Below are 25,619 nucleotides of genomic sequence, written 5' to 3' on the forward strand. Positions count from 1 at the left end.
TCAGGCGAGCCTGACGACCGCCTTGGCGCGCGTGAGGACCTTCTGGTCGTTGGACCTGGCGGTGAGCGCCACGACGACCTTGTTGTCGTCGAGCTTCTCCTCCACCTTGCCGCTGATCTCCAGCGTCGCGCCGCCCTGGTCGGGGACGACGACCGGAGAGGAGAACCGTACCCCGTAGTCGACGACGGCGCCCGGATCGCCGACCCAGTCGGTGACGTACCGGCCGCCCTGCGCCATCGTGTACATGCCGTGCGCGATCACGTCCGGGAGGCCGACGGCCTTGGCGACGGACTCGCGCCAGTGGATGGGGTTGAAGTCGCCGGACGCGCCCGCGTACATGACGAGGTTCGCGCGGTCGACGGCGTAGGTCTGCGCGGGGATCTCGGTTCCGACCTCGACGTCGGCGTAGTTCACCTTGGCGGTCATCAGGCACCCCGCTCCACGATCGTGTTGTAGGACTTGCAGACCAGTTCGCCTTCGACGGTGGCGACCTCGGTCTCGACGACCATCTTCTCGTTGTTGCCGATCGAGCGGATCTCGGTGATGGTCGAGGTGCAGGTGATGACGTCGCCGGCGCGCAGCGGGCGGGTGTACTCGAAGCGCTGCTCGCCGTGCACGACCATCGCGTAGTTGAGGCCGAGGTCGGGGTCGGCGAGGCCCGGGTTGCCGAGGGACACCACGATCGGGAAGGTGGGCGGCGCGATGACGTCGGGGTATCCGGCCGCCTTCGCCGCCTCCTGGTCGCGGTAGAGCGGGTTGCGGTCGCCGATCGCGTCCGCGAACTCGCGGATCTTCACCCGGCTGACCTCGTAGGGGTCGCTGGGCGGGAAGGTCCGCCCGATGAAATCACGGTTGAGTGCCATGCAGTCCGTCCCTCCAGGTGGACCAGGGCTCCGGAGCCGCCGCCGGCCGCACTTCCCGCCGTCCGCGGTGCCCGGGCGCCCTCTGAGCGCGCTGGTTCCGTCTCTTCGGACGGACGGTAACAGAACGACGTTCAGCCCGTCCTCGCGGGTCTCACTGCGAGAACGGGCTGATCATGTCAGGGCAAGCATGCGAAGAAGTCTGCGGGGGCGGACTCGCGCCGTGGACGGGTCTCCCGGTGCGGACTGCGAGTCCGTGCCACCGGGTGTCCCAGTGCGGACGGCGGGTCCTGGCCCTGCTTTCAGCGGGCAGTACTTCTCCGTCCGGGACCTCGGTTAGCGGGTCTCCTTGTGCGGACGGTGCGTCCTGGCCCCGTGTTGAAGCACAGCGGGCGGTACTTCTCCGTCCGGACCTCGGTTAGCGCGTCTCCTTGTGCGGACGGTGCGTCCTGGCCCCGTGTTGAAGCACAGCGGGCAGTACTTCTCCGTCCGGACCTCGGTTAGCGCGTCTCCTTGTGCGGACGGTGCGTCCTGCAGTTGGGGCAGTACTTCTTGATCTCCAGGCGGTCCGGGTCGTTGCGCCGGTTCTTCCGCGTGATGTAGTTGCGGTGCTTGCACTCCTGGCAGGCCAGCGTGATCTTCGGCCGGACGTCGGTGGCAGCCACGATGGAGTGCCTTTCTGAGCTAGGGACATGGACTTTCGGACCTCGGCCGTCCCAGGGGGCGGCCGGCGATTCGACCCAGCCTGCTCACCCCCGGGGTGGGGGTGAGAGACCTGGGTAGTAGCGAGGGCCGGACTTGAACCGGCGACACAGCGATTATGAGCCGCTTGCTCTGCCTGACTGAGCTACCCCGCCGTGATGGTCGGTGTGGACCGGATTGACAGGATACCGGATGCGCACCGAGCCCTGGAAACACGAAAACCCGGGTGAGGATCGGGGAATCGGTTCCGCGGGCTCCGCGGGACCGCCTCCCAGGTTACCGGGTGAGCCGACGATCTGCGAAACGTCCTGCTGGAACCGGTGGGACGGTACCACAAGCCCAGGTAGGGAGCGAATCAGGACGGCCTGCGCCCGGACAGTGACAGCCCTGCCCCTGCTCCCCTGAACCGGCCGTGCCCCTTGAAAGGGCCCTGCGCCATGCGACGGCCCTGCCCTGTGAAAGAGCCTGCCCTGTGAAACGGCCCTGCCCCGGAAACAGCCCTGCGCTGTGAAACACAGCCCTGCCCCGGAAACGACGAAGGCCGCCGTCCGGAGTGCGGATGGCGGCCGGGATGCCGTGAGCCCCTTTACGGAATCGAACCGTAGACCTTCTCCTTACCATGGAGACGCTCTGCCGACTGAGCTAAAGGGGCCTGCGTCGTTCGCGCAGTGAAACCATACACGGCCCGGGCGCGTGGTGCGAACCGGATTCCCTCACCGGTGTCGGCGCTGGTCAGCGCAGCAGGTTGCGGGCGATCACGAGCTGCTGGATCTGGCTCGTCCCCTCGTAGATGCGGAAGAGCCGGACGTCGCGGTAGAAGCGCTCGACGGCGACGCCGCGCATGTAGCCCATGCCGCCGTAGACCTGGACGGCGCGGTCGGCGACCCGTCCGACCATCTCCGAGCAGTAGTACTTGGCGCAGGACGGGCCGAGCTTGGTGTCCTCTCCGGCGTCGTAGGCGCGGGCCGCCTCCAGGACCATCGAGCGTCCCGCGTAGAGCTCGGTCTGCGAGTCGGCGATGAGCCCCTGGACGAGCTGGTACTCACCGATCGTCCTGCCGCCCTGGCTGCGTTCTTTCGCGTACGCGACGGTCTCGTCCAGGATCCTTTGGGCGAGGCCCACGCAGACGGCGGCGATGCTGAGCCGCCCGTGGGCGAGGGATGCCATCGCGGTGCGGAAGCCCGTCCCCTCCGTCCCGACCATGGCGTCGGCGGGGACGCGCACGCCGTCGAAGAACACCTCGGCCGTGTGGGCGCCGCGCTGGCCCATCTTCTGGTCGGCCGGGCCGATCCGCAGCCCGTCCGCGCCCTTCTCGACGAGGAAGGTGGAGATGCCGCGCGAGCCGGCGCCGCCCGTCCTGGCGAAGACCATGAAGACGTCGGCCTCGGGCGCGTTGGTGATGAACCGCTTGGCGCCGTCGATGACATAACCGTCGCCGTCGCGGACCGCGGTCGTGATCAGCGTGCTGGGGTCGGACCCGGCCTCGGACTCGGTCAGCGCGAACGCCCCGATGACCTCGCCGGACGCGAGCCTGGGCAGCCAGGCGTCCTTCTGCTCCGGCGTCCCGGAGTTCACCAGGACCTGACCGGCGATGCCGTTGCTGGTGCCGAACATGGAGCGGAACGCGGGGCTGGCGTAGCCGAGCTCGAAGACCAGCCGCACCTCCTCGCTCAGCGACAGGCCGAGCCCGCCGTACTCCTCGGGGAGCGCGTACCCGAACAGGCCCATGTCGCGGGACGTGCGCCGCAGCGACTCCGGGATCGCGTCGGTCTCCTCGATCTCCTCCTCGCGCGGGACGACCTGCTCGCGGACGAAGCTGCGGACGGCCTTGAGCACGTCGGCGAAATCCTGTGGCTCCATGCGCGCCATTCTAGAATCAGATTCCAAGATGGTGCTCGGGTTCTCTCTCGTCCCGCCCGATGTGCCAGGCTTAACGATCATGTCGCTTCAGCCTCTCGTCGACCGGATCGTCCGGGCCGCGGTGGTCGAGGACCGCGCCTTCGGCGACCTCCTGCCGCAGCTCATGCAGGCGTCCCAGTCGGCCTCCCCCGCCGAGATGACCGCCGCCCTGCCCCGACTGGCCGAGGGCGTCGCCGAGGCGCCCCCGAACCTCGGCGGCTGGCTCGCCGTCGTCACCGGCGCCTGGATCGAGAACGGCGCCGACCCGGGCCCCGTCGGGGCGCCGCTCGTCCACCGCATCTCGGAGGTCACCGCCGCCGCGCTGGCGTTCGCGAACGCGTGGGACCAGGCCGCCGGCGGAAAGCCGCCGCCGGACATGCAGGAGGAGCAGCCGTCCCAGCAGGTCTTCGACACCGTCGAGCCGCACCTCGGGGACGGCGCCGTGACCGCGATGATGTCGTGGTTCGCGCTGCCGCAGTTCGCGATGGCGGGCTGCACGGTCCTGCAGATGGGGCCCTCGGTGCGGGCGGGCATCGCCGAGCGCGACTTCTGCGCCTTCGCCGCCGGGCAGGCCGCCCAGTACCTCGGGCAGATGGAGCACTACCAGGCGCTGCTGCGCGTCCTGGACGGCGAGCGCCTCCTCATCCTGGACCGCGCGAGCCGCAAGGGCTGGACGGTCACCATCGGCGGGATCGGCGACAACTTCCAGCTGCACGTCCTGCTGGCGGGCGCGCTCATCGGGCGGCCCGGCGGGCTGACCGGCGACCGCCCCGCTCCCGAGATCATCGCCTGCTTCCTGAACGCCGACGTCCCGCCCGGGCGGCCGATCATCTCCAGCCCGTGGAACCTCGTCGACGCGCACGGCGAGTGGATCTGGAACGAGGGCGTCCCGGCCGACATCCCGGTGGTGAACGGCACCCGCGTCGTCGTGATCGATCCGCCGCCCTACGAGCGCACGTTCCCGGCCGGGCGGCGCTTCCCGCTCATGCCCGCCACCCTCCGCGTGGACGGCATGCACCTGCCGGAGGACCTCGACGCCTGGTGGCCCCACATCGCGGCCCCGACGCGCTGAGGTAGAGCGGCCCCGACGCGCTGAGGACGGGGCTCGCGCGGGGGCCGGTGCTTCGGTCAGGAGTCGAAGCGCACGAAGACGGCGGTGGCGTCGTCGTATCGCTTACCGCGGGCCGCGGGCGCCGATGCTTCCGCGGCCCTGGTCCTCCTGACCAGTTCCCGCGGCCCCTGCTCGTCCAGGAGGCGGAGCAGGTCGTCCCACTCCATCTGGCCGAAGCGCTCCACGAGCCTGGACGCGCCGTCGCTCAGCACCGCCGCCCGCCGCAGCCCCTCGACCGGCACCTCACCGGTCAGCCCCTCGTAGGCGGCCTCCGGTCTGGTGCTCGCCACCCAGAAGCCGCCGGGGCTGTTGCGCGACCGCCGCACCCCCTCCAGCGTGTAGCTCGGCAGATGGTCGACCCGGTCGTCCCGGAAGACCCTGATCTCTCCGACGTCCACAACGATCGGGGAGTCGGCGAGGACGTACCACTCCACGGCCCCGCCGCGGCGCCGCAGCAGCGACACGGTCGCGGACGGGCTGTCCGGATTCTCCAGGTCGCACGTGTCCGTGTGCGCCTCCCCGGTCACCTTGATCGCCTCGGCGACCAGGTCGGGCAGCGGCTTGCCGTCCTCCAGCGCCAGCAGCGCCGCGATGCGCCCGCCGAGCCTGCGCACCAGCCACGCGGGGTCGTGCCGGCATCCGCTGTCCACCCCGTTCGGCGCCGTCGCCCCGTCCAGCAGGACCACCCATCCGGGGCCTGCCGCCACGAAGTCCTCGTTCTCCCGTCCCGGCGTCGCCTCACTCACATAACTCACCTGCACGGATGCAGGTCTACCCGCTGACCCGCCCGCAACGGGCCGCTAGACCAATTCCCTCACCCCCGGTTCCCGCGCCTGACCTGATGTGGTCGCCCGCCCTTCCGCTGGCGTGACCGTTTCGGGGTGGTCGGCGAAGAACCGCCTCGTCCGCGCGCCTCCCCGTCGGCGCCGCAGGGCGCCGCAGGGGGACGCCGGAGGGACATGGGGGACGCGAGGGGGACGCGGCACGAGCGTCTTCACTACAGAGCGTTGACATGGCGCGGGGGCCAAGTCCGGCCCGCCAGGGAGCGTGGTCCACTCCGGGCCTGGATTTCGGTCGCGGCGGCAGGACCACGCCATCATGCCGCTGACCTGGGAAGATCATCTTTCGGCGAGCCAGGGGGCCGCTTTCGGACAGTGATCTTTGTATCCATCGGTCGGGGCGACGGCGTCTGCATCGACCGACCCACGCCGCCCCGCAGGAGCGCCCCACCTTCGTCCGCGCCACGTTTTCCCAGGTCATGCGCCGAAATCGAGAATCGTCCAGGGATGTTCGTGGTCCGCAAGCCCGGCAGTCCGACCGCGCATCTGACAGGTCCAATGACTCCCGTGCGACCAGACCACCTCAACCGTCACATACCGTTCACCTGCAGCTTCATCCCCCAATAGACCGAAACGTTAACTCTGACCCATTACCGTTCGATCGTCGCCGCGCTCCCCGGCGAAACCCCCGACCCCTGACGGTGAAGGAGAGAGCGGCCCGTGACGCATCGTGGCCAACGCGCGCGCGTGTTCGCCGCCGTCGCCGTGGGAGCGGCCGCCCTGCTCGTGGCCGCCTTCATGGCCTTCCACGCATGGCGGGAGGACCCGGTCGCCGACGCTCCGCCGATGCCGTCTCCCGACGCGTCCCGACCGGCCGAGCCCGCGACCGCGGCGGCACTGCCGCCCGCGGCGCCGCTCCGCCTCGAAGTGCCGCGGATCGACGTCCGGACACCGCTGATGAAGCTGGCCAAGAACCCGGACCAGACCGTCGAGACGCCGCCGCTGAGCCGCGCCCAGGAGGCCGGCTGGTACCGGCTCGGCGCCGCCCCCGGCAGCCGGGGCGCGGCGGTGGTCATCGGGCATGTGGACTCGACCCGCGGCCCGGCCGTCTTCTACCGGCTGGGAGAGCTGCGCCCCGGCGACAAGGCGAGCGTGCTGCGCGCCGACGGCCGCACCGCCGTCTTCCGGATCGACTCCGTCGAGCGGTTCGGCAAAAACCGCTTCCCCACCCGCCGCGTCTACTCCGACCCCGGCTACCCGGCGATCCGCCTGATCACCTGCGGCGGACGCTTCGACCGCGCCACCGGCCACTACGTCGACAACGTCATCGCCTTCGGCCACCTCGTGCGCTCCGCGGAGGCCCGCTGACATGCGTCCCGCCCACGAAGCGCCCGAAGGGTCCCGTCCGCGGCCCGGACGCCACCGGTTCACCAGCCCGGCGCCGCCCGGCGGCACGTCCCAGGTCCGACGGACGTCTGGTTCGGGACACCTTGCGTCCCCGACGGCCTGGGGAGGCCCGTCCGCGTCCCACCGCGCCCCCTCACCGACCACCACCGTGCCCGACCGGATGGCGGCCGCGCTCATGCCGCCGCCGGTGCGGCGGCACCCGGTCGCGCCGCCCCGCCCGACCGGCCCTCGGCCGCGTCCGGTGCCCGGTCCGCCACGCCAGGAGAAGCGGCAGCAGCAGGAGAAGCGGCCGAAGCAGAAGAAGCGGGACGGCAAGCGCGACCAGCCGCCGGTGCGCGCCGACGCGATGCGCGTGACCGTCCTGATCCCGGCGCACAACGAGGCGAAGCAGATCACCGAGACGATCGCCTCGCTCCGCCGCCAGGAGCGGCCCCCGGACCACATCATCGTGATCGCCGACAACTGCACCGACGCCACCGCCGCGTTCGCCCAGCTGTGCGGCGTCGAGATCGTCGGCACCCGCGGCAACGAGCACAAGAAGGCGGGCGCGCTGAACCAGGTCCTCGACCGGCTGCTGCCGATCTTCGGGCCGGACGACGCGGTCATGGTGATGGACGCCGACTCGGCGCTCGACCCGGGGTTCATCCGGCACGGCGTCGGGTACCTGGCCACCGGCCGGTACGCGGCGGTCGGCGGCACGTTCACCGGCAAGCCGGGCGGCGGCACGGTCGGCATGTTCCAGCGCAACGAGTACGCCCGCTACGCCCGGGACGTCCGGCGCCTGCAGGGCAAGGCCCTCGTCCTCACCGGGACCGCGACGATCTTCCGCGCCGCCACCCTCCAGGAGGTGGTCGCCGCCCGCCGGGAAGAACGCCTCCCCGGGCTGCCGCACGTCTACGACGTCCGCGTGCTGACCGAGGACAACGAGCTCACCCTCGCGATCCTGCACCTCGGGTTCCGCATCCTCTGCCCGAAGGAGTGCACGCTCACCACCGAGGTGATGCCGACCTGGCGGGAGCTGGCCCAGCAGCGGCTGCGCTGGAAGCGCGGCGCGCTGGAGAACCTCGTCGACTACGGCTGGACGCCCATCACCCGCCCCTACTGGGGACGGCAGCTGCTGTCCCTGCTCGGCATCCTGGTGATCACCGCCTACCTGCTCTCGCTCGCCTACTCGGCGGTCTACCTCGGCGGGATCCAGCTCAGCCCGGTGTGGGGCGGCATCACGGTGATCTTCATGGTGGAGCGCGTGGTGACCGTCCGCCAGCGCGGCCCGGCCCAGATGGCGATCGCCGCCACCATCGTCGTCGAAATGATCTTCGACGTCTTCCTCCAGATCGTCCAGGCGCGTGCGTTCTGGCAGGCCGCCTGGCGCAAAGAAAGGAAATGGTAGATGTACAACAACCCCCCGATCGGCGGCGTGGCCGCCGGTTTCGGCGGCGCCGCCGCCGCGTCCCCCTGGCTCGGCCTCCAGGCCCTCTGGCTCGGCCTCGCCCTCTTCACCCTGGTCTCCGCGGGCCTCGCGGTGAAGCGCATCCTCCCCGCCCGCAAGGGCTGACCGTGAGGGCCGGGGACCCCCTCCCGGCCTTCACGCGCCCGCTCCGGTAGGTTCCGGCCGGTGAACGGCATCGCAGGGACGGTCGCGACGGCAGGCGGCCTGTTCGCGGCGACGAACGTCGACGACCTCATCGTCCTGACGGTCCTGTTCCTGTCCGGCCGCGCGACGGGCTCCCCGAAGCCCCGGCAGATCTGGGCGGGCCAGTACCTGGGCATCGCCGCCCTGGCCCTCGTCTCGGTGGTCGCCGCCCTGGGCCTGGAGATCGTCCCGGACGAATGGATCGGCCTGCTCGGCCTCGTCCCGCTGGCGCTGGGCGTCCGCGGCCTCGTGGCGGCCGTCCGCTCCCGCGACCACGACGCGCCTCCCGCGGTGGCCTCGGGCCTGCTCCCGATCGCGGGCGTCACGATCGCCAACGGCGCCGACAACATCTCGGCCTACACGCCGGTCTTCCGCACCATCGGCCCGGCGCCCACCCTGGTCACCCTCGCGGTCTTCGCCGCCGGCGTCGCCCTGTGGTGCCTGGCCGCCTCCTGGCTCGGCTCCCACAAGAAGGTCATCGACCTGCTCGACCAGCACGGCCGCTGGCTGGTCCCGATCGCCTTCATCACCATCGGCACCCTGATAGTCCTGCAGTCGACCACCGCCCTCGGCCTGTAACCGCACACCGCCGCCTCGGCACCCCCGCCACACGGACGGCAGGCCCGCCGACCGGCTACCCACCGCCCTCCGCCGCGGCATCGGCCTTGATCGCCTGAAGTACCTGCTGGTGGAAGCGATCCATGGCCGTATCGACGGTACGAACGAACCCTGCTTCCTCGGCGCCCCGCTTGGTGCCCATGCCGGTGGCCAGGGTGAGGCGGAACGAGGTGATCTGCGCACCGCCCTCGGGGACGAGAAGGCCGGGCTCGGCCTGGAGGTTCTTGAGGAGGTCGCAGGGCCCGGTCGTCCGGCGCGGGCTGAGAGCCTCGACTCGCATCTCCGGTGGGGCGTCGACCAGCTGCCGGAGCAGCCACTGGACGCGGGTGAGGGTCCGGGCCCGCTCGGCCGCGGGGATCTCCACGGTGGTCTCGATCTGCCCGGTCCGCAGATCGGCCTCGATGAGGACGGGGCCGCCGGCACTCGGAACACGCACCTCAGCGCTCATGCGCCCGTTCTCGACCAGCGAGGTGACGGTCTGGAGGCGCCGCACGGTCGCGTCGCCGTCCCGCCGCCTGCGCAGCACGGGAGCGATGGTCAACCCCGTCTCCCCGCTGAGCCGCAGGCACAGCTGCCAGATCAGCTTCTCCCAGTTCTCGGCGATCTGCATCGCGCGTTTGTCGCCCAGCCGCAGCGTGCCCGAGGCGACGGCATTGCGCACCGGCACCCAGGCGGGCCCCATGTCCTGGAAGCCCTGGCAGCCTGCGTTGTCCTGGCGCAGGTAGTAGAGCAGTTCGTTGAGCAGCCATGCATGGGCCGGATTGGCGACGCCGTGATGATGGCAGAGCATGTGGGCTTCATGGGCGACCTCAGCCCATGACAGGTGACACAGGGCGGCCTTGCGCAAGCGTCGCTTGTCGACGGGCAGAGGGTGTTCGCCATCCGGGGCGAGGTCGTTGGACAGGGTGATGACGGTTTCGTACCCGTGCCGTGCCGCGACGTCCAGATAGGACTCGACCTGCTTTAGCTTGAGCGGGTTGCCGCCCGTCTTGGTCTCGATCAGGGCGGTCCAGATCCTGCCGGCGCGGGCGACACGAATGATGCCGTCGGGACGGACCTTGGAATCACCGTGCTTGAAGGAGGCTTCGGTGAAGGTCTGGATCGTTCCGGCAGGGGCGTTGAAACGTGCGGTGAGGCGCCGCCCGAACTCCGGTACCTGGGGCATCACCGCGAGCAGGGTGGATGTCGCCCGGGCCTCCCGCTCCTGGTTGCTGCGCAGACCGGAGACCGAGAACAGGCGCGCGTCGTGCCACGAGGCGTGCTCGGCGAGGTTCACCTTGGCCGCCTTGGGCAGCGTGGCCTTCTTCTTGGCGGTCCGGACCCGGCCGGGACGGCGGCGGTTCTCCACCTTGGTCGGCTGGACGTCCGGTTCTGCGGGGGCTGAGCCGTCGACCTCCGTCGGCTCGTCTGCTTTCGGCTCGGCCTGCGACTGGTCGTCGTCTTCGTCGATGCCGATACCGAAGTCGGTGGCCAGGCCCGCCAGACCCGCTTCGTACCCCTGGCCGACCGCCCGGAATTTCCAGCCCTCACCTCTGCGGTACAACTCGCCGAAGATGAAGGCCGCCTCCACCGTCGCGTCGTCGATGTCGAAGGCCAGCAGGACCTCCCCCGCGCTGTCGGACACGGAGAGGCGGAGGTCGTTCAGGTCTCCGAACGTGGCAGGCGCATCGCGGCTGGCCGCGATGAGCACGCGCTCCACCTCAGGCGGAAGCGCGCGCAGGTCGACGAGGATGCGGTCCTCACTGCCACTGCCGGTCGGTGTCTTGCCCAGCAGTTGGACGGACTGATCAGCCGTGGCCGGCTGGTTGTAGAAGATGAAGTCGCCCTCGCTCCGCACCCTGCCATCGGAGTCGAGCAGCAGCACCGACACATCGGCTTCTCCGGCACCGCTGGGATCGGTCCAACCGAGGACCACCGTGATCGGTCCTGAAGCTTCGGACAGGCTCGCCAGGTCGACGTTGGCGCCCTTGGACATCTGCTGCACAGTCCTCACCCCTCGGCTCTCGACGTCTTCGGCGTGAGCGGCCGCCGAAGCGACGACCCTCGATGCAGCGAGAAACCTTCGTGGCCCACGCGCCCGAGAAGTGTCGCTATCAGTGACCGGATGCACGCGTAGCGGCAACCATAGGGAAATTGGGGCGCATCGCAAAATCAGCAGGCCGAACTGGCCACGTACGGCCGGAAGACCCCGTGGAACCTCGGTCTTCGCTTACGCCCCACAGCTCAATCGGGGCGGCCGCGTCCCTTTACCGGGTGGGCTGCCTGAGGCTGATGGAGCCGTTGGAGTTCGTGTTTTCGACGGCGACCGACCTGCTGGCGTTGCGGGATTCGCGGCCTTAGGCGCGGTCGCCGGATGGGTGTCTCTCCGTCCCGCAGCCAGGCGTTTGGATCGGTTTCTGGGCGTCATCACGCTCGGAATGCCGGTCCAGGGTCGGCGCGCTACAACCTCAATTACGGTCTGCCCGGACGGACATCCAACCGGTTTCTCGCTGTCACTCGGTCGCGGCAATTCTTCCCTGCGGAGCCGGGTGTTTGAATCTTCATCAAGATGTGACGTGTTTCTCAGGGCCACCCGACTTACGATCTTGGTCGGCAGTCGTTTATGCGCGGATCGGGAGGACGTCGATCATGTATCGCACCGGGGGATGGAGGACCATCCTCAGCGTCCTGGCCGCGGTCGTTCTCGGGCTCTCCGGGCTCGCTGCGCCGGCCGTCGCCGACGCGTCCCCGAGCGCCTGCGGTCCGTGGCTCAAGGCGCTCGATCTCCCGGACGGGAAGGTTCATTCGGGGGCCAATGCGCAAGGAACCGTGACGGTGAGCTGCAGTTCGCCGATTCCCCTCGTCGTGGCGATGACGTCCGCGGATCCGTCCTGGGTGACCGTGCCCGACGAGGTCGTCGTCCCGGCCGGAGCCACGGAAGCGAGCTTCCCCATCCAGACGCACCAGCCGGACTACATCTACGAAGACCTCGGCATCCTCCTCTCGGCGGAGTTGCGGGACCGGACACTGACCCAGCCGCTGACGCTGCAGCCAGGGCTGAAATTCATCGACTTCGGTGGTGTTTCGTCGATCGTCAGCGGGGATCGGCCCTCGATCACCGTCGGTTTGAACGGCCCGGCGCCCGCCGGCGGGATGACCATCTCGCTGGAGAGCGACAACCCGGCCCTCGAGGTCCCCGCGAGCGTCACCATTCCGCGCGGTGCTCTCGGGATGGGAGTTCCGGCTCCGCTGGTGAAGAGCACGCGCATTCCGGAGGACGCGGACGTCACCGTGACGGCCGGCCTCGGCGGGCGGAGCATCAGCGGCGTCATCAAGCTTCTCGCGTGGAATTACGATCCCGGCGCCTGGAGCCTCTCCGGGCCGGCCGAGACATACGGCGGGTCCTACCCCATGGTCCTCGACCTGCCGAATCCCGTCCCGCACGGCGGCATCAAGGTCACCTTCAGCTCCGACAACCCGAAACTCGACAGTCTCCCTTCGCCGCGAGAATTCGCGGAGGGAACCACCGGAACGTTTCAGGTGCCGGTGTCGATACCCGCCGACATCGACGGTGACGTCACCATCACGGCGAACATCGAGGGAGTGGGCGCCCGGAGCCACACCTTCCGCGTCCACCCCGGCCTCATCGGCTTCGACATCGAGCCCATGCTGATCACGGGCGGCCAGCCGTTCGAGGCCACGCTCCGCCTGGGCACGACCACGAGCGTGCCGATCACGATCCAGCTCGAAAGCAGCGAGCCGATCGTTCAGCTCCCCGCAGAGGTGACCATCCCGGCGGGCCAGTCCTCGGTCTCCTTCCAGGGCACCACGTCCCAGGTGGACGACTTCGGGTTCGCCACCCTCACAGCCCGACTCCCGTCCGGCATGACATGGCAAACCGACGTCCTCATCGACCCCGCGTCGTAGCAGCCGCCAAGCCTCTTCCGTACTCGGCCCTGGTACGTCCATGGCGACGTCCCGCCGCGGCCTCATCCCAGGGCGGCTGAGCGGGCGGCCGTCGCTACCATCGGTCGATCATGGGGCGGATATCGACTTCGCGGGGAGTGCGGCTACTGGGCTTGGCGGCCGTCGCCGCGGCAGGTGCGCTGCTGGCACTCGGGTGGGGGCGCAGAAGCCTGGTGGTGGTCACCGTGCACGGGACCAGCATGATGCCCACAATGCGGGACGGCGACCGCGTGCTGGTCAGGCGGCGTCCTCTACGGCAGGTCAAGCGCGGGGACGTCGTCGTGCTCGAACCTCCCCTGGACGGGCCCTACCTGCCCGGCCCCGCGGGTCCCGACGGACGGATCTGGAACGTCAAGCGCGTCGCCGCCCTCCCCGGTGACGAACTGCCGGCCGGCATACCCGGCGCCTCGGGCCTCGCCGGGGAGCGGGGCACGGTGCCGCCGGGGGCGCTCGCGGTCCTCGGCGACAACCCCGACAGCATCGACTCCCGCCACCGGGGCCTGTTCTCGGGCGACCGGCTACTGGGCGTCGTGGTGCGCCGCCTGAGCGTCACACCGGACCCGAGTCAACGGCCGGGCGGGTGGCAGATGCCGACAAGATCCTTCAGATCTTGATCGGAGAGTGCACAAGGCGGCATCGCCGGCCGGCCGCCCCCTTGCCGTAAATGATCAACGTCATTAGCTTCGGCACCGGCGGGCGTGATCATCTTGGCGCGACGCGCCGCCGCTCGGAACCCCGGGCCGGAACGATCCGGCCCCGACTTGAGGAGTCCCTCATGATCCGTGCACTCAACCGCCTGGGCGACCGGATGCTCGGCCGGGTCCTGCCGAACACGACCGCCCGCGCCGAGCCCTGCTGGTGGACGTCGACCGGCGTCCGCTGCTGCATCTACGCCGGCAAGACCTACTGCGGCATCTGACACCCGCCGCCGCTCGCCTTGCAGTACGTCACGCTGACCGCGCGCTGCGCCCTGGGGCTGATCTTCCTGGTCGCGGTGATCGGCAAGGTCCGCGGCCGGGACGCCTTCCGGGAGTTCCGGCTGTCGGTGCCCGGCCTCGCGCCCGGCCTGCCTCCCACGGCGACGTCCGCCGCCGTGGTGGCCGCGGAGTCCGCCGCTGTCATACTGCTGGCCGTCCCACGGACGGCGCCGGCCGGCCTCGCGCTGGCCGGCGCCGTCCTGCTCGCGTTCGCCACGGCGATCCACCTGGCGGTCCGCGACGGCCGGACCGCCGCCTGCCGCTGCTTCGGCGCACGCCCGTCCCCCGCCGGACGCGTGCACGTCGCGCGCAACCTCGCCCTCACCGCGCTCGCCTGGGGCGGCCTGGCCTCGCACCTCGCGGCCCCTGGGCCGGTGCACCCCGCCGGCGCCGTCATCGCGATGGCGGGCGCGGGCGTCCTGACCCTGGTGTTCGTCTTCTTCGACGAACTCGCCGACCTGCTGCTCGCGCCGTCCGCACGCTCTACGCAGTGACGCGTCCCGGCACCATCATGAGGGAGCACCGTTGCCCTACCTCGCCGCGGGAGTCGTCTTCGTCGGCGTCCTCTGCGCGTTCGACCTGGTCCTGACGCTGGCCGTCGTCCGCCGCCTGCGCGAGCACGCGGCCCTGCTGGACGGCGGGCGGGCACAGGTCCCGTTCACGCCCCCGGGCACCTCGCTGCCCGAGTTCAGCGCGCCCGGCCTCGACGGCACCGCCGTGACCCGCGCCTTCTTCACCGAGCCGACGATCGTCGGCCTGTTCTCCACCACCTGCGCCGCGTGCCGCGAACGGCTGCCCGAGTTCACCGAACGGGTCCGGGGCCTGGACGCCCGGCGCGTGCTGGCGGTGATCGAGGGCGAGCGGGACGACGCCGAGCCCTTCACCGCCGCGCTCACACCGGTCGCCACCGTGGTCGTCGAGCCGGTGAAGGGGCCTGTGAACACGGCGTTCGGGCACCCGGCGTCCCCCAGTTTCTACGTCGTCGGGCAGGACGCCGTGGTGACGTCCTCGACCCTCACGCCTGCCGGGCTGTCGCTGCCGGCCCGCACGTGAGCCGACCCGGGGCGCGCACCGCGGTCGTCGCCGCCCTGGCATGGCGCGCCCACCGGACCGCGACGGCCGCGTCGGTGGTCCTCGCCGTGCTCACCGGGCTGGCGCCGGTCGTGACCGCGTGGCTGACGAAACTCGTCCTGGACGCACTCGCCGGTGGCGGAGACCGGAGCGTCCTGCCGGGCCTCGCCGCAGGGCTGGCCGCCTGCGGACTGTGCGTCATCGTGCTGCCGCACGCGTCCACCTATGCCCAGGCCCAGCTGCGCCGCGCCGTGCGCGCCCTCGTCGTCGAGCGCCTGTTCGGCGCGGTCAACGCCCATACGGGCCTGCGCCGCCTTGAGAACCCGGCGTTCCAGGACACGCTGCGGCTGGCGCACGAGTCCAGCCAGACCGCGCCGGACCGGCTGATCCTCGGGACGCTGGCCATCGGCCAGGCGGCCATCACCATGTCCGGATTCGTCGGCACGCTGCTGGTGATCAACCCGCTGCTGGTCCTGGTGATCTTCCTGGCGGCGCTGCCGTCGGTCTGGATCCAGCTCGGCCTGAGCCGGGAACGGGCCCGGACGATGTGGAGCATCAGCCCCGGGAAGCGCCGCGAAGTCTTCTACGGGGAACTGCTGACCAGGCCGGAGGCGGCCAAGGAGGTGCGCCTGTTCGGGCTCGGCGGGCACTTCCGTTCCCGGATGCTCGACGAGGTCCGCTCGACCGGCGACGCCGAGCGGCGGATCGACCTGAAGACGCTCCGCAGTCAGGGGCTGCTGGCACTGGTGGGCAGCGCCGTCGCGGGCGGGGGCCTGGTATGGGCCGTGCTGGCGGCCGCATCCGGCGCCCTCACCGCGGGCGACGTGACGATGTTCATCGCGGCGGTCGCCGGAGTCCAGGCCGCGTTGACGTCGATCGTCGACCGGTGGGCGGACGCGCACAACGCACTCCTGCTGTTCGGCCACTTCACCGCGATCGTGGACGCCGAACCCGACCCGCCTCCACCTCCCCGCCCTCGTCCCGTCCCACCCCTGCGGCAGGGGATCGAATTGCGGGACGTATGGTTCCGCTACAGCGAAGCGCATCCCTGGATCCTTCGCGGCGTCGATCTGCACATCCCGTTCGGCCAGAGCGTCGCCCTGGTCGGAGTGAACGGGGCGGGCAAGAGCACGCTGGTCAAGCTCCTGTGCCGCCTGTACGACCCGGACAAGGGCGCCGTCCTCTGGGACGGCGCGGACCTGCGCGACCTCGACCCCGAGGAACTCCGCGAACGCATCGGCGCGGTATTCCAGGACTTCATGGAGTACGACCTGACCGCGTCCGACAACATCATGCTGGGCGACCTGAGCAGCACCGGCGAAAAGATCGTGGACGCCGCCCGGCGCGCCGGGGTCCACGAGGCGCTCGAGGCGCTGCCGCACGGCTACGACACCATGCTCAGCAAGATCTTCGGCAGCGACGGAACCGGCGTCGCCCTGTCCGGCGGCCAGTGGCAGCGCCTCGCCCTCGCCCGCGCGCTCCTGCGCCAGGACCGCGACCTCCTCCTACTGGACGAGCCGAGCTCCGGTCTGGACGCGGACGCGGAGCAGGCCGTCCACGCGTCCCTCCGCCGCCACCGCCACGGCCGCACCAGCGTCCTCATCTCCCACCGCCTGGGCGCGGTACGCGACGCCGACCTCATCGTCGTCCTCTCCGAAGGCAAGATCATCGAGCGCGGTCCGCACGACGCCCTGATGAACCTGAACGGCGAATACGCCCGCCTCTTCACCCTCCAATCCAGCGCCTACTCACCTTCCCGGGAAGGTCGGCACGCAGGTAGGGCCCCTTCTGGCGGGCTTGGCTGACATGGTGGTGCCCCGGCCTGCCAGGAACCCAGAAGGGGTGATCGTGGACGGCGTCGGGGAGCAGCCGAGCACGCCGAGCAGGAACCGGCCGGCGAAGGCGAGCCTGTTCTTCGCCGGCTCCGGCCTGGCGGCGCTGGCGAACTTCGCCACCGGCATCGCCTGGATCAATCCCATGATCTTCGTTGCCCTGGCGATGCTGTGCGCACTTGCGGCGATCGCCTTCGGGCACGTCGGCCGCCTCCGCGGCCGCCGTCTCGACGGGGACGGGCGTGGAACGGCGCTGCTCGGGATCCTGCTGGGCTGGCTGCTGATCTTCGTCTGTGTCCTGGCGGTCATCGCGGTGCTGGGACTCATCGCCGGCCTGGCCGTCCTCGTGGACTCTCTCGACTCCGAGTAGAGCCAGGCGCTTCCGCCATCGGCCCAGGTCACGATCGCGCAAGCTCCTCGGGCGGTCAGGCGACCGCTCCGCCCTCAGGGGTCCCATGAAGATGATCGGGGCGTCGGCCAACAACAGGGTGACCGCGGCCCGAAAGGAAGTCGATGAAAGCTCCTCCGGAGGCAGGACCCGTGCCGGACGACGCCGAGCTCGTGGCATCGTCCGTGCGCGAGCCCGAACGCTTCGCTCTGCTGTACGACCGCTACTTCGATGACATCCACCGCTACCTCGCCGCGCGACTCGGCCGGGAGAACGCCGACGACCTCGCCGCCGAGACGTTCCTCATCGCCTTCCGCCGCAGGACGGACTTCGACGCCTCGCGCGGCGGCGCCCTCCGTCCCTGGCTGTACGGGATCGCCACCAATCTGGTGTCCCAGCACAAGCGCACCGAGCAGCGCCGGCTCAAGGCGCTCGGCAGGGTGAAGGCCGATTACGCCACCGACGGCCATGAGGAGCACGTGGCCTCACGCGTCACGGCCGAAGCCCTCCGGCCGGATCTGGTGCGGGCGATGCGGGACCTCGCGCCAGGCGACCGGGACGTGGTGTTCCTGTCGGTCCTGGGCGGGCTCGGCTACGACGACATCGCCCAAGCCCTCGGCATCCCCAGCGGCACCGTGGGCTCCCGCCTCAACCGTGCCCGAAAGCGGCTTCGACGCGCTCTGGGCAGCGGAATCAACTCGACGGAGGAGGACTGATGGACGAGATGACGCTGATCGAGCGCGTTTTCAGCGAGCCGAAGGCCGACCCGAGCGTCGCGGCAGCGGGCCGGGCCCGGCTCCTGGACCTGGCGAAGGCCGCCGAACCCGCCCCGCGCCGGCGGCCAGGACGGCCGCGCGGCCGCTGGCTGCTCGGGGCGGGGCTGCTGCCCGTGGCGGCGGCGGCCACCGCGGCGATCGTGGTGGCCGGGGGCACGTCGACGCCGGCTCCCCGTCCCGCGGACCCCTCGGCCCGCAGGATCCTCCTCGCCGCGGCGACCCGGTCCGCGGCGGTACCCGCGACCGGCCGCTACTTCCGGTTCACCAAGGAGGAAGCGCAAGCGCACACCGTCGGCTCGAAGGAACGTCCGTACCGGGTGCTGAGCCGCAGCGTCGACGACCTGTGGTACTCCACGGAGCCCGGCGCCACCGGTTGGGTCTCCTCCCAGGATCTGGGCGCCCAGCCCGCGACTCCGGCGGACGCCGCGGCATGGCGTGCCGCGGGAAGCCCGAAGCGGGTCAGGGAGCAGTGCGACGAGGGCAAGATCATCGGATCCAGGTCCGGCAAGCGGCGATCCGACGGCACCTTCGAAGAGGTCCCGGTCAGGCAGCGGTGCAGCTGGTTCGACGTCCGGCCCCGGCCGAAGACGACCACGCGGATGTCGGGCGGCGAGGGCATGATGGGGCGTCCGCCCGCCGGTCTGGACATCGCCAAGCTCTCCGACGACCCGGCCACCCTGCGGCGCCAGCTCCTGACCTGGACCCGCTCAGGCGGCCTCGCCGGCCCGGTGGAGGGCGACTCCGCCCAGTTGTGGGCGGCCGCCGGCATCCTCATCGCCTCCCCCGTCGGCCCCGTGCGCCCGAACGTGCGCGCGGCCGCATACCGGGTCCTGGCGGACCTCCCGGACGTCCGCTCGCTCGGCCCGGTCACCGACCAGAAGGGGCGGCAGGGCCAGGCGCTGGCCCGGACGGGCACGGGCGGCGAGGGCGTCGGGCCCGGCACCTACAGGCTCATCATCGATCCGAAGACCGGGTCGCCGTTGGGGACCGACTACCGAGGGGCCAGTTCCGGGGAGTACTCCCTGGTGCTCAACTACGGATACACCGACGAAGCCCCGAAGATCCCGGACAGCAACCGCCCCTGACCCCGGGCACCTAGCCTGGCGAGGCCGGAAACGAGCCTGGCCGCAGGCATCGCGCTGGGGTAGCCGCCGGCTGGCCGCAGCACTCGGCGATGGCTCAGATTCCCTGCACCACCTGGCCGTGTCCAGGTGGTGCAGGGCCGAGGTGCAAGCAGCTCAGGTGGCCGAATGCGCGGAGGTCTCGTGAGTAAGACGTGCTTCGATGATCGAGCTGCGGCGCGACGCGGTCGATACGGCGCCGGTGGTCGAACTTGGACAAGGTGTGCTGCAGCTCCTCCGTGAGACCCTTCAGCCCGCCCCCGAGGGAACGTGGTGGTTCTACGGTGTGGAAGGCGGCCGTCAGACCATCCCCATGCGGCACACGGAGCGCTGATCCCGTTTGCGGGTCGTCTCGTCCGCCGTCGGAGCCGCCTCTGCTCATGCGGGTGCTAGGAGTTGACCGCCGCGCGCTTGCGGGCGCTTCGGACCGCAGCGGAGAGGGTGGCGATGTCGTAGGCGCCGACGTGGCGCCGTCCGTTGACGAAGAACGTCGGGGTTCCGGAGACGCCGCTCAGGTCGGCCGAGTCGACGTCTTCGGCGATCCGTCCGGCACCGGTGTGCCGGCGCAGGTCGGCACGGAAGCGCTCGACGTCGAGTCCGATCTCGCCGGCGTAGCGGACCAGGTCCCGCGGTCTCAGCGCGTCCTGGCGGTCGAGCAGCAGGTCGTGCATCTCCCAGAACCGGCCCTGCGCGGCGGCCGCCTCGGCGGCCTCGGCCGCGAGCTGCGCCTGGGGATGGATGTCGTTGAGCGGCAGGTGGCGCCACACATACCGGACGTCGCCATGGTCGGCGAGCAGTTCCCGGACGACGGCCTCCGCCCGCCCGCAGTACGGGCATTCGAAGTCGCCGTACTCCACCACGGTGACCGGCGCCTTCGCGGGACCGCGGACATGGTCGCGCTCCGGCTCGACCGGTGCGGCCAGGTCGATGATGCTCTCCGCCGTCCCGAGCAGCGCGCGCAACCGCCTGCGCGGCGGCAGCAGCGCGGTCGCGCGGACGACGCCCCAGGTCACGACCGTGGCGCCCAGCGCCGCGGACAGCACACCGATCTTGGCCTCCTCCAGCCGCGCACCGGTGAAGGAGAGCGTCGCGATCAGCAGGGCCACGGTGAAGCCGATACCGGCGATCGCGCCGCCGCCGCCGACCGCGGCCCACCCGACCGGCGGACGCAACCGGCCCCGGCTCAGCTTGGTCACCAGCCATGAGGACCCGAGGATCCCGAGCGGCTTCCCGGCCACGTAGCCGACCACGATGCCGAGCGTCACCGGCGAGGTGAAGGCGCGGCCGAGGAACCCGGCGGTGATCGTGACGCCCGCGTTGGCCAGCGCGAACAGCGGCACGACCACGTAGCTCGCCCACGGGTGGATCAGCAGCTGGAGCCGCTCGTTGGGGGAGATCGCCGCGGCCACCCCCGTCCGGGCCGACCGGGCGAACTCCGGGGTGGGCTGCTCCCGGAACAGCCTGAAGACCTCCGTGGCGCGTTCCAGGTCGTCGCGCGCCGCCGGATGGGCGTACGTCAGCAGTCCCATGACCAGGCCGACGACCACCGGCTCCACCCCGGCGGACTGGACCGCCGCCCACGCGGCGACGCCCAGCACGACGTACACCGGTACCTGCCGGACCCCGAGGGCGCGCACCAGCACGGTCACCGCGAAGATGCCGACCGCCAGCAGCAGCGGCGGCGCCGCGACCTCGCCGCTGTAGACGACCGCGATCACCACGAGCGCGATGACGTCGTCCACGACGGTGGCCGTCAGCAGGTAGGTGCGCAGCCGTGCGGGGAAGGTCCGTCCGACCAGCGCGAGCACGCCCAGCGCGAACGCGGTGTCGGTCGACATCGCGATGCCCCAGCCGTGGGCTGCCGGACCGCCGGCGTTGAAGGCGAGGTAGATGGCCACCGGCACGACCATCCCGCCGACACCGGCGGCCAGCGGCAGCGCGAACCGCCGCCGGTCGCGGAGCTCTCCCATGTCGAACTCGCGGCGCGCTTCCAGTCCGACCACGAAGAAGAACACCGTCATCAGGCCGCTGTTGACCCACGTCCGCAGATCCTGCGAGAGACCGGCGCCGCCGATCCGGAAGGACGCCCGCGTCTCCCACACCCGCGCGTAGGAGGACGCGTCCGCGTTCGCCCAGACCAGTGCGGCGAGCGTCGCGGCCAGCAGGACCACGGCGCCGCCCGTCTCGGTGCGCATGAACTCCCGCAGCGGGGTCTGCAGGTTGCGCGCCCACGCGGTCCGGTCGGCGAACGATCCGGAGGGCGGGCCCGCTCGTCGCTCCGTCATCGCCGGACGCTCACGAGCGCCCCTCGCCCGCGTCCGGCAGCCGGACGTGCAGGGAGACGGTTCCGGTCAGGTCGATCCAGGCCGAGTCCGGCGTCCGGACGAAGCGCACGAGGACGTGGTCGCATCCGGGACACCGGGCGACCAGGCCGGGCGCCCGGTCGTACACCCGCAGCTCGGCGATCGGGCCGGTGCGCCCGCAGTTGACGCAGCGGCAGGTGGCCGCCGTGACGTCCACGGCGAACAGCTCGCCCAGCGGACCGGCCAGCACGTTGCCGTCCACATGATCCATGGGACGGCGGTCCGGTTCTCCATGGGACGCGTTCATCTCGATCAGCCTCCGCTCAGCCGAACCGTTCGGTCTTGATCCGCCGCGGGTCGTGACCGCGGGCGAGCAGCATGTCGGCCGCCGCCTCCACGAACCCTGTCGGCCCGCAGACGAAGCAGTCATGGTCCGGCGGGCCGTCGCCGAGATCGGCCGGCATCAGCCGACCGGGCGGGCGGGCCCAGCCCTCGGGCGCCACCCGGGTGTAGACGTGCGTGACGTCCAGGCCGGGCTCGGGACGCCGCAGCTCGTCGGCGTAGAACACGTCTTCGGGCGTGCGCGTGGAGTACACCAGCCGGAACCGCGCTCCACTCCCGGCCAGGCGGCGGGCACGGACCATGGCCATCAGCGGCGCGATGCCGGAACCGCCCGCGATGAGCAGGACGTCCCGTCCCGACTCGGGCCGCCACACGAACCAGCCGCCCACCGGACCCCGCATCTCAACGGGATCCCCGACTGCAAGCCCGTCGATGAGATACGGAGAGACCTCACCGTCCGGGACCCGCTGCACGGTGAGCTCGACCCGGTCAGGCGCGGAGAGCGAGTAGCTGCGCTGCGCGGCATAGCCGTCCTCGGCGGTCAGCCGCACGTCGACATGCTGACCTGCCAGATGCCCCGGCCAGTCCGGCACATCGAAGACCAGCGTGCGGGCCGTGCTCGTCTCAGGGCGCGTCTCGGCCAGCCGCGCCACGCGCCACGCTAGTCGCCCTGGTACCGCTGCTCGCGCCATGGGTCCCCATAGTCGTGATAGCCGGCGGTCTCCCAGAAGCCCGGCTCGTTCTCGGTCAGCAGGTCGATGCCCCGCAACCACTTGGCCGACTTCCAGAAGTACAGGTGCGGCACCAGAAGCCGCACCGGCCCCCCGTGCTCCGGCTCCAGCTCCTCGCCGTCATAGCGGTAGACGACCCATGCCTGGCCGTCGAGCAGATCCTCGAGCGGCAGGTTGGTGGTGTACCCGCCATAGGAGGACACGAGCGCGAAATCGGCCGTGGTCTCCACGTCGTCGAGCAGGACGTCCAGCGACACCCCCTGCCAATCCGTGCCGAGCTTGGACCACTTGGTGACGCAGTGGATGTCCACCCTCGGCGTCTCGAACGGCAGGTCCAGCAGCTCCCGCCACGTCCACCGGTGTTGCTGCCCGGTCTCCGTGGTCACCGTGAGCTGCCACTCCTCAGCCGGGATCCGTGGGGTCGGACCGGCCGACAGCACGGGAAAATCCTCGGTCAGGTACTGCCCCGGCGGCAACTGGACCTTAGAATCCCGCCGCCGCCCATGGAACCCGGGCGAAACGATCCCCATCACAGCCTCCTCTCATCAGGCCGAACGGCCCCCGTCCCTCGGGCCCTACCTTCCCAATCCCACCAACCCCGATGCGATTCCCCTCGCACTCCCCCTCGCCCCCGCCACCCCACCCGACTCAACCTCCAGCCAGCCTGACAGGACGCTTCCGGCGGGGCACCGCCCGCCCGTGATCTCCTTCGCCCGGGAGCCCCCTCCGGCTCGCAGGGCCCGTGGGACGCAGCCCCCAGCTACAAGCTCGCTCAGCCGGATTTCCGTGGGAGCCCCGTGGGAGCATGACGACTGTGATCACCTACCGTGTCCTGCGGTTCGACGAGGTCGTGGCGCGAGGCGGCCACGGAATCGACATCTCATGGATCTGGGAGCTGGATCGCGACCTGATCCCGATGCTCTGGCACCTGTTGCCATACGCCGACACGATGTTCAACAGCTCCCAGGCAGCCTCACTGCTCACTGAGCTTGACCACTTGCCTGTGAGCAGTGCCTTGGTCCCCGCCGTGCGGGACGACCTCAAGCGCCTGTGCGAGATCACCAGCCGGCACGGACACAGCCAACTCTGGTTCTTCGGAGACTGAGAGGGTCGGCGGGCCGCCACAGCGAGCAGACGGGACGAGGCCGGCAACCCGCCACGATGCGCATCCCGGCGCGATGCGCATCCCGGCGCGGCGACCGGTGACCGCCGCACATGCCCGGAGCTAGGGTCCCTCCGGCTCAGGTGGCCGAGTGGGCTGGGCCGAACTGTCAGTCCGCGTTGCCAAGGACGCCGCGGGCCTGGACACGGAACTCACTGACTGCCTGGTAGAGCCGTCGCTCTTGCGCTGCGGCGGTGGCGGAGTGTTGCGCTCTCTCGCCGGTGTCTCCCGCGTGGGCATCCTTCACCATGCGCTGCATGACCTCGGAGAGGCCGCTGGACTCCTTTGCGATTCGGTCGGTTGCTTCGACGATGGAGGGAGGGCCTTCAAGGATGACGACTTCTGCTGCGCGGTGGACATCACGGGCCCGAGCGATGAAGTGCTGCACTGTCCCGTCCAGTTCGGGCAGGTCGAGAGAAGGCCCCCGCAGAACGCTGAGGATCGCGTCCATGGCGATATCGCGGTCATGGAGTGCACTGAGGTAGGCGGCATAGGCGTCGCGTCGATGCTGACGGCGCCACTGGACGTGTTGTGTTCGTGCTTGCGCCCTGCCGTTCACGACAGCCGCACCCAGCGTGCCGAGGGAGCCAACGGCGGTACCGAGTAGGGCGGCAAGACCTGCGTCCATGGCCACATTGTGGCGTCACGAGCTTGAGGTTCGTGAGACCCACATCCTGGGTGGCGGCGCGCACTCCCACGGAGAGCGGACGGAGCGGACCGGCTCCGGCGTTCCGGGCGACCGAGGTCGCCGAACGCGCCTGGCACAGCGCAAGGTTCTGATGCGGGTCTACGCCATGCCGACCGGGCAGATCAGCGACGCGCTCGACGACGGGGCTCCGGTTCGCTCCGGAGCCCCCTCGGCGTTCCCGGGCGACCTGCGCGAATGCGCTCGGAGTCGTTCCGCGTATATTCCGGACCGATGACATCCGAGTACACCCGGTGGCGCCTTGCCGCGCGTGGGGATCTTGGAGACGAGAACAGCCCCTGACCGCGTTGATGCTGGTCAGAGGCTGTTTCGCTTGGTGTGGCGGGTGCAGGGTTCGAACCTGCGTAGGCTAAGAGGTCATAACAAAATGTGCATGTGATGCGACATGTGGTGACGGTCGGGTGTGGTGTGGGCGGGTGCGTAAGGGTGAGCAACCCCCGTGGATCGTGCCCGACAGCCTCTGGGAGCGCATCGACCCGCTGCTGCCCAGGGTGGAGCGTCGCTGGCGTCATCCCGGGCGTAAGCGGCTGGACGACCGCAAGGTGTTGTGCGGCATCTTGTTCGTGCTGCACACCGGGATCCGGTGGGAGTTCCTGCCTCAGGAGCTGGGCTTCGGGTCGGGCATGACGTGCTGGCGCCGCCTTGCCGAGTGGCACCAGGCCGGGGTGTGGGACAGGTTGCACCGGCTGCTGCTGGAGGAACTGCACGCCGCCGGGCAGTTGGACTGGTCCAGGGCGGTGATCGACAGCTCGCACGTCCGCGCGCTCAAGGGCGGCCCAAAACCGGTCCGAGCCCGGTCGACCGCGGCCGGCCGGGCTCGAAACACCATGTGCTGACCGACGGGCGTGGCACCCCGCTCGTGGTGTCGTTGACCGGCGGGAACCGTAACGACGTCACCCAGCTGATGCCGCTGCTGGACAAGGTGCCGCCCATCCGAGGCCGGGTCGGCCGCCCCCGCCGAAGACCCGAGCGGCTGCTGGCCGACCGCGGCTACGACCACGACAAATACCGCCGCCTGGTCTGGGCCAAGGGCATCAAACCGGTCATTGCCCGCCGCGGCAGCCCGCACGGATCGGGACTGGGCGTCCACCGCTACGTCGTCGAACGCACCATCGGCCTGCTGCACTGGTTCCGCCGCCTGCGCATCCGCTGGGAAATCCGCGACGACATCCACGAAGCATTCATGACCCTGGCCGCAGCCATCATCTGCTGGCGACGCCTCGTCCGCTGATTCTGTTACGACCTCTAAGCCGACG

At 70.6% G+C, this 25,619-nt stretch carries 28 protein-coding genes and 2 tRNA genes; 17 read left to right on the forward strand and 13 right to left on the reverse strand.

Going from position 1 to position 25,619, the window contains the following annotated elements; all coding sequences use genetic code 11:
- The 6 genes from ABWI07_RS17015 to ABWI07_RS17040 all read right to left on the reverse strand — a co-directional run bounded on the left by ABWI07_RS17015 (position 1) and on the right by ABWI07_RS17040 (position 3,422).
- Entirely contained in the window at positions 1 to 426 is a 426-nt protein-coding gene (locus ABWI07_RS17015) for a MaoC family dehydratase (protein WP_149259637.1), read from the reverse strand.
- Complete coding sequence (locus tag ABWI07_RS17020) at positions 426 to 863, reverse strand: MaoC family dehydratase N-terminal domain-containing protein (protein ID WP_149259638.1); 438 nt, start codon at positions 861 to 863, stop codon at positions 426 to 428. The genes ABWI07_RS17015 and ABWI07_RS17020 overlap by 1 nt, the downstream gene beginning before the upstream one ends.
- Positions 864 to 1,360: 497 nt before the next feature.
- A complete protein-coding gene (gene rpmG / locus ABWI07_RS17025; protein ID WP_067466611.1) occupies positions 1,361 to 1,525 on the reverse strand; it encodes a 50S ribosomal protein L33 in 165 nt (54 codons plus the stop codon).
- A 118-nt stretch (positions 1,526 to 1,643) separates the two neighbouring features.
- Positions 1,644 to 1,717 (reverse strand) — tRNA-Met (locus ABWI07_RS17030).
- A 424-nt stretch (positions 1,718 to 2,141) separates the two neighbouring features.
- Positions 2,142 to 2,214: transfer RNA gene (locus tag ABWI07_RS17035), tRNA-Thr, on the reverse strand.
- An 80-nt stretch (positions 2,215 to 2,294) separates the two neighbouring features.
- A complete protein-coding gene (locus ABWI07_RS17040; protein ID WP_353819091.1) occupies positions 2,295 to 3,422 on the reverse strand; it encodes an acyl-CoA dehydrogenase family protein in 1,128 nt (375 codons plus the stop codon).
- 79 nt (positions 3,423 to 3,501) lie between these two features.
- Here ABWI07_RS17040 and ABWI07_RS17045 point away from each other — a divergent pair, with 79 nt between their 5' ends.
- A complete protein-coding gene (locus ABWI07_RS17045) occupies positions 3,502 to 4,533 on the forward strand; it encodes a hypothetical protein (protein ID WP_149259640.1) in 1,032 nt (343 codons plus the stop codon).
- Positions 4,534 to 4,589: 56 nt separating this feature from the next.
- Here ABWI07_RS17045 and ABWI07_RS17050 read toward each other — a convergent pair whose 3' ends face one another.
- Entirely contained in the window at positions 4,590 to 5,318 is a 729-nt protein-coding gene (locus tag ABWI07_RS17050; protein WP_235036822.1) for a PP2C family serine/threonine-protein phosphatase, read from the reverse strand.
- Between the two features lie 753 nt (positions 5,319 to 6,071).
- On the opposite strand from ABWI07_RS17050, the gene ABWI07_RS17055 reads away from it, so the two are divergent.
- From ABWI07_RS17055 to ABWI07_RS17070, 4 genes are all read left to right on the forward strand, one after another.
- A complete protein-coding gene (locus ABWI07_RS17055; RefSeq protein WP_353819092.1) occupies positions 6,072 to 6,719 on the forward strand; it encodes a class F sortase in 648 nt (215 codons plus the stop codon).
- Positions 6,720 to 6,906: 187 nt separating this feature from the next.
- Positions 6,907 to 8,148 carry a glycosyltransferase family 2 protein gene (locus tag ABWI07_RS17060; RefSeq protein WP_353819093.1) on the forward strand — a complete coding sequence of 414 codons (1,242 nt, stop codon included), beginning with the start codon at positions 6,907 to 6,909 and terminating at the stop codon, positions 8,146 to 8,148.
- Entirely contained in the window at positions 8,149 to 8,313 is a 165-nt protein-coding gene (locus ABWI07_RS17065) for a hypothetical protein (protein WP_160160924.1), read from the forward strand. It abuts the gene before it with no gap.
- Positions 8,314 to 8,373: 60 nt separating this feature from the next.
- A complete protein-coding gene (locus ABWI07_RS17070) occupies positions 8,374 to 8,970 on the forward strand; it encodes a cadmium resistance transporter (protein WP_353819094.1) in 597 nt (198 codons plus the stop codon).
- 55 nt (positions 8,971 to 9,025) lie between these two features.
- Here the strand turns inward: ABWI07_RS17070 and ABWI07_RS17075 are convergent, their stop codons facing one another.
- Positions 9,026 to 10,984, reverse strand: a complete 1,959-nt coding sequence (locus tag ABWI07_RS17075) for a TerD family protein (RefSeq protein WP_353819147.1) — start codon at positions 10,982 to 10,984, stop codon at positions 9,026 to 9,028.
- 557 nt (positions 10,985 to 11,541) lie between these two features.
- On the opposite strand from ABWI07_RS17075, the gene ABWI07_RS17080 reads away from it, so the two are divergent.
- From ABWI07_RS17080 to ABWI07_RS17125, 10 genes are all read left to right on the forward strand, one after another.
- A complete protein-coding gene (locus tag ABWI07_RS17080) occupies positions 11,542 to 12,915 on the forward strand; it encodes a hypothetical protein (RefSeq protein ID WP_353819095.1) in 1,374 nt (457 codons plus the stop codon).
- Positions 12,916 to 13,025: 110 nt separating this feature from the next.
- On the forward strand, positions 13,026 to 13,568 hold the full coding sequence (locus ABWI07_RS17085; RefSeq protein WP_149259645.1) for a S26 family signal peptidase: 543 nt from the start codon (positions 13,026 to 13,028) through the stop codon (positions 13,566 to 13,568).
- A 161-nt stretch (positions 13,569 to 13,729) separates the two neighbouring features.
- A complete protein-coding gene (locus ABWI07_RS17090) occupies positions 13,730 to 13,873 on the forward strand; it encodes a hypothetical protein (protein WP_200841904.1) in 144 nt (47 codons plus the stop codon).
- Positions 13,874 to 13,891: 18 nt separating this feature from the next.
- Entirely contained in the window at positions 13,892 to 14,425 is a 534-nt protein-coding gene (locus ABWI07_RS17095) for a MauE/DoxX family redox-associated membrane protein (protein WP_353819096.1), read from the forward strand.
- A gap of 31 nt (positions 14,426 to 14,456) precedes the next feature.
- A complete protein-coding gene (locus ABWI07_RS17100) occupies positions 14,457 to 14,984 on the forward strand; it encodes a TlpA family protein disulfide reductase (RefSeq protein WP_353819097.1) in 528 nt (175 codons plus the stop codon).
- Positions 14,981 to 16,807 (forward strand): ABC transporter ATP-binding protein, encoded by a 1,827-nt coding sequence (locus ABWI07_RS17105; protein ID WP_353819098.1) that lies wholly within the window; start codon positions 14,981 to 14,983, stop codon positions 16,805 to 16,807. Before ABWI07_RS17100 ends, ABWI07_RS17105 begins: the two co-directional genes overlap by 4 nt.
- Positions 16,808 to 16,850: 43 nt before the next feature.
- Positions 16,851 to 17,204 carry a DUF4190 domain-containing protein gene (locus tag ABWI07_RS17110; RefSeq protein ID WP_149259649.1) on the forward strand — a complete coding sequence of 118 codons (354 nt, stop codon included), beginning with the start codon at positions 16,851 to 16,853 and terminating at the stop codon, positions 17,202 to 17,204.
- Positions 17,205 to 17,347: 143 nt separating this feature from the next.
- Positions 17,348 to 17,938: an RNA polymerase sigma factor gene (locus tag ABWI07_RS17115; protein WP_149259650.1), complete on the forward strand. Its 591-nt coding sequence runs from the start codon at positions 17,348 to 17,350 to the stop codon at positions 17,936 to 17,938.
- On the forward strand, positions 17,938 to 19,083 hold the full coding sequence (locus ABWI07_RS17120) for a CU044_5270 family protein (protein ID WP_353819099.1): 1,146 nt from the start codon (positions 17,938 to 17,940) through the stop codon (positions 19,081 to 19,083). The genes ABWI07_RS17115 and ABWI07_RS17120 overlap by 1 nt, the downstream gene beginning before the upstream one ends.
- Positions 19,084 to 19,282: 199 nt before the next feature.
- Positions 19,283 to 19,453: a hypothetical protein gene (locus tag ABWI07_RS17125; RefSeq protein ID WP_353819100.1), complete on the forward strand. Its 171-nt coding sequence runs from the start codon at positions 19,283 to 19,285 to the stop codon at positions 19,451 to 19,453.
- A 55-nt stretch (positions 19,454 to 19,508) separates the two neighbouring features.
- Here the strand turns inward: ABWI07_RS17125 and nhaA are convergent, their stop codons facing one another.
- From nhaA to ABWI07_RS17145, 4 genes are read right to left on the reverse strand one after another with little or no spacing between them, the layout of a single operon-like run.
- On the reverse strand, positions 19,509 to 21,404 hold the full coding sequence (gene nhaA, locus ABWI07_RS17130) for a Na+/H+ antiporter NhaA (RefSeq protein ID WP_353819101.1): 1,896 nt from the start codon (positions 21,402 to 21,404) through the stop codon (positions 19,509 to 19,511).
- A 10-nt stretch (positions 21,405 to 21,414) separates the two neighbouring features.
- Positions 21,415 to 21,693, reverse strand: coding sequence for a DUF6510 family protein (locus ABWI07_RS17135; RefSeq protein WP_353819102.1), 279 nt, complete (start codon positions 21,691 to 21,693; stop codon positions 21,415 to 21,417).
- Between the two features lie 52 nt (positions 21,694 to 21,745).
- Positions 21,746 to 22,417, reverse strand: a complete 672-nt coding sequence (locus ABWI07_RS17140; protein ID WP_235036825.1) for a ferredoxin reductase — start codon at positions 22,415 to 22,417, stop codon at positions 21,746 to 21,748.
- A gap of 8 nt (positions 22,418 to 22,425) precedes the next feature.
- Positions 22,426 to 23,025 carry a molybdopterin-dependent oxidoreductase gene (locus tag ABWI07_RS17145; RefSeq protein ID WP_353819103.1) on the reverse strand — a complete coding sequence of 200 codons (600 nt, stop codon included), beginning with the start codon at positions 23,023 to 23,025 and terminating at the stop codon, positions 22,426 to 22,428.
- A gap of 275 nt (positions 23,026 to 23,300) precedes the next feature.
- On the opposite strand from ABWI07_RS17145, the gene ABWI07_RS17150 reads away from it, so the two are divergent.
- Positions 23,301 to 23,600 carry a hypothetical protein gene (locus ABWI07_RS17150; protein ID WP_353819104.1) on the forward strand — a complete coding sequence of 100 codons (300 nt, stop codon included), beginning with the start codon at positions 23,301 to 23,303 and terminating at the stop codon, positions 23,598 to 23,600.
- Between the two features lie 166 nt (positions 23,601 to 23,766).
- Here the strand turns inward: ABWI07_RS17150 and ABWI07_RS17155 are convergent, their stop codons facing one another.
- Positions 23,767 to 24,285 (reverse strand): hypothetical protein, encoded by a 519-nt coding sequence (locus tag ABWI07_RS17155; RefSeq protein WP_353819105.1) that lies wholly within the window; start codon positions 24,283 to 24,285, stop codon positions 23,767 to 23,769.
- A 521-nt stretch (positions 24,286 to 24,806) separates the two neighbouring features.
- Between ABWI07_RS17155 and ABWI07_RS17160 the strand changes: the two genes are divergently transcribed.
- A protein-coding gene (locus tag ABWI07_RS17160; protein WP_353819148.1) for an IS5 family transposase occupies positions 24,807 to 25,594 on the forward strand; the annotation gives its coding sequence in 2 pieces (ribosomal slippage) (positions 24,807 to 25,140 and positions 25,140 to 25,594; 789 coding nt in all).
- The last annotated feature ends 25 nt before the right edge of the window (positions 25,595 to 25,619 follow it).

The organism is Actinomadura sp. NPDC000600 (assembly GCF_040492135.1).
In the GTDB taxonomy this organism is placed as follows: Bacteria; Actinomycetota; Actinomycetes; order Streptosporangiales; family Streptosporangiaceae; genus Spirillospora.

Coding starts and splice junctions, on each gene's coding strand:
- ABWI07_RS17015 (WP_149259637.1), bottom strand. CDS start 426: ATGACCGCCAAGGTGAACTACGCCGACGTCGAGGTCGGAACCGAGATC.
- ABWI07_RS17020 (WP_149259638.1), bottom strand. CDS start 863: ATGGCACTCAACCGTGATTTCATCGGGCGGACCTTCCCGCCCAGCGAC.
- ABWI07_RS17135 (WP_353819102.1), bottom strand. CDS start 21,693: ATGGATCATGTGGACGGCAACGTGCTGGCCGGTCCGCTGGGCGAGCTG.
- ABWI07_RS17125 (WP_353819100.1), top strand. CDS start 19,283: ATGATCGAGCTGCGGCGCGACGCGGTCGATACGGCGCCGGTGGTCGAA.
- ABWI07_RS17120 (WP_353819099.1), top strand. CDS start 17,938: ATGGACGAGATGACGCTGATCGAGCGCGTTTTCAGCGAGCCGAAGGCC.
- ABWI07_RS17090 (WP_200841904.1), top strand. CDS start 13,730: ATGATCCGTGCACTCAACCGCCTGGGCGACCGGATGCTCGGCCGGGTC.
- ABWI07_RS17115 (WP_149259650.1), top strand. CDS start 17,348: ATGAAAGCTCCTCCGGAGGCAGGACCCGTGCCGGACGACGCCGAGCTC.
- ABWI07_RS17040 (WP_353819091.1), bottom strand. CDS start 3,422: ATGGAGCCACAGGATTTCGCCGACGTGCTCAAGGCCGTCCGCAGCTTC.
- ABWI07_RS17155 (WP_353819105.1), bottom strand. CDS start 24,285: ATGGACGCAGGTCTTGCCGCCCTACTCGGTACCGCCGTTGGCTCCCTC.
- ABWI07_RS17065 (WP_160160924.1), top strand. CDS start 8,149: ATGTACAACAACCCCCCGATCGGCGGCGTGGCCGCCGGTTTCGGCGGC.
- ABWI07_RS17045 (WP_149259640.1), top strand. CDS start 3,502: ATGTCGCTTCAGCCTCTCGTCGACCGGATCGTCCGGGCCGCGGTGGTC.
- ABWI07_RS17075 (WP_353819147.1), bottom strand. CDS start 10,984: ATGTCCAAGGGCGCCAACGTCGACCTGGCGAGCCTGTCCGAAGCTTCA.
- ABWI07_RS17085 (WP_149259645.1), top strand. CDS start 13,026: ATGGGGCGGATATCGACTTCGCGGGGAGTGCGGCTACTGGGCTTGGCG.
- ABWI07_RS17150 (WP_353819104.1), top strand. CDS start 23,301: ATGACGACTGTGATCACCTACCGTGTCCTGCGGTTCGACGAGGTCGTG.
- ABWI07_RS17145 (WP_353819103.1), bottom strand. CDS start 23,025: ATGGGGATCGTTTCGCCCGGGTTCCATGGGCGGCGGCGGGATTCTAAG.
- nhaA (WP_353819101.1), bottom strand. CDS start 21,404: ATGACGGAGCGACGAGCGGGCCCGCCCTCCGGATCGTTCGCCGACCGG.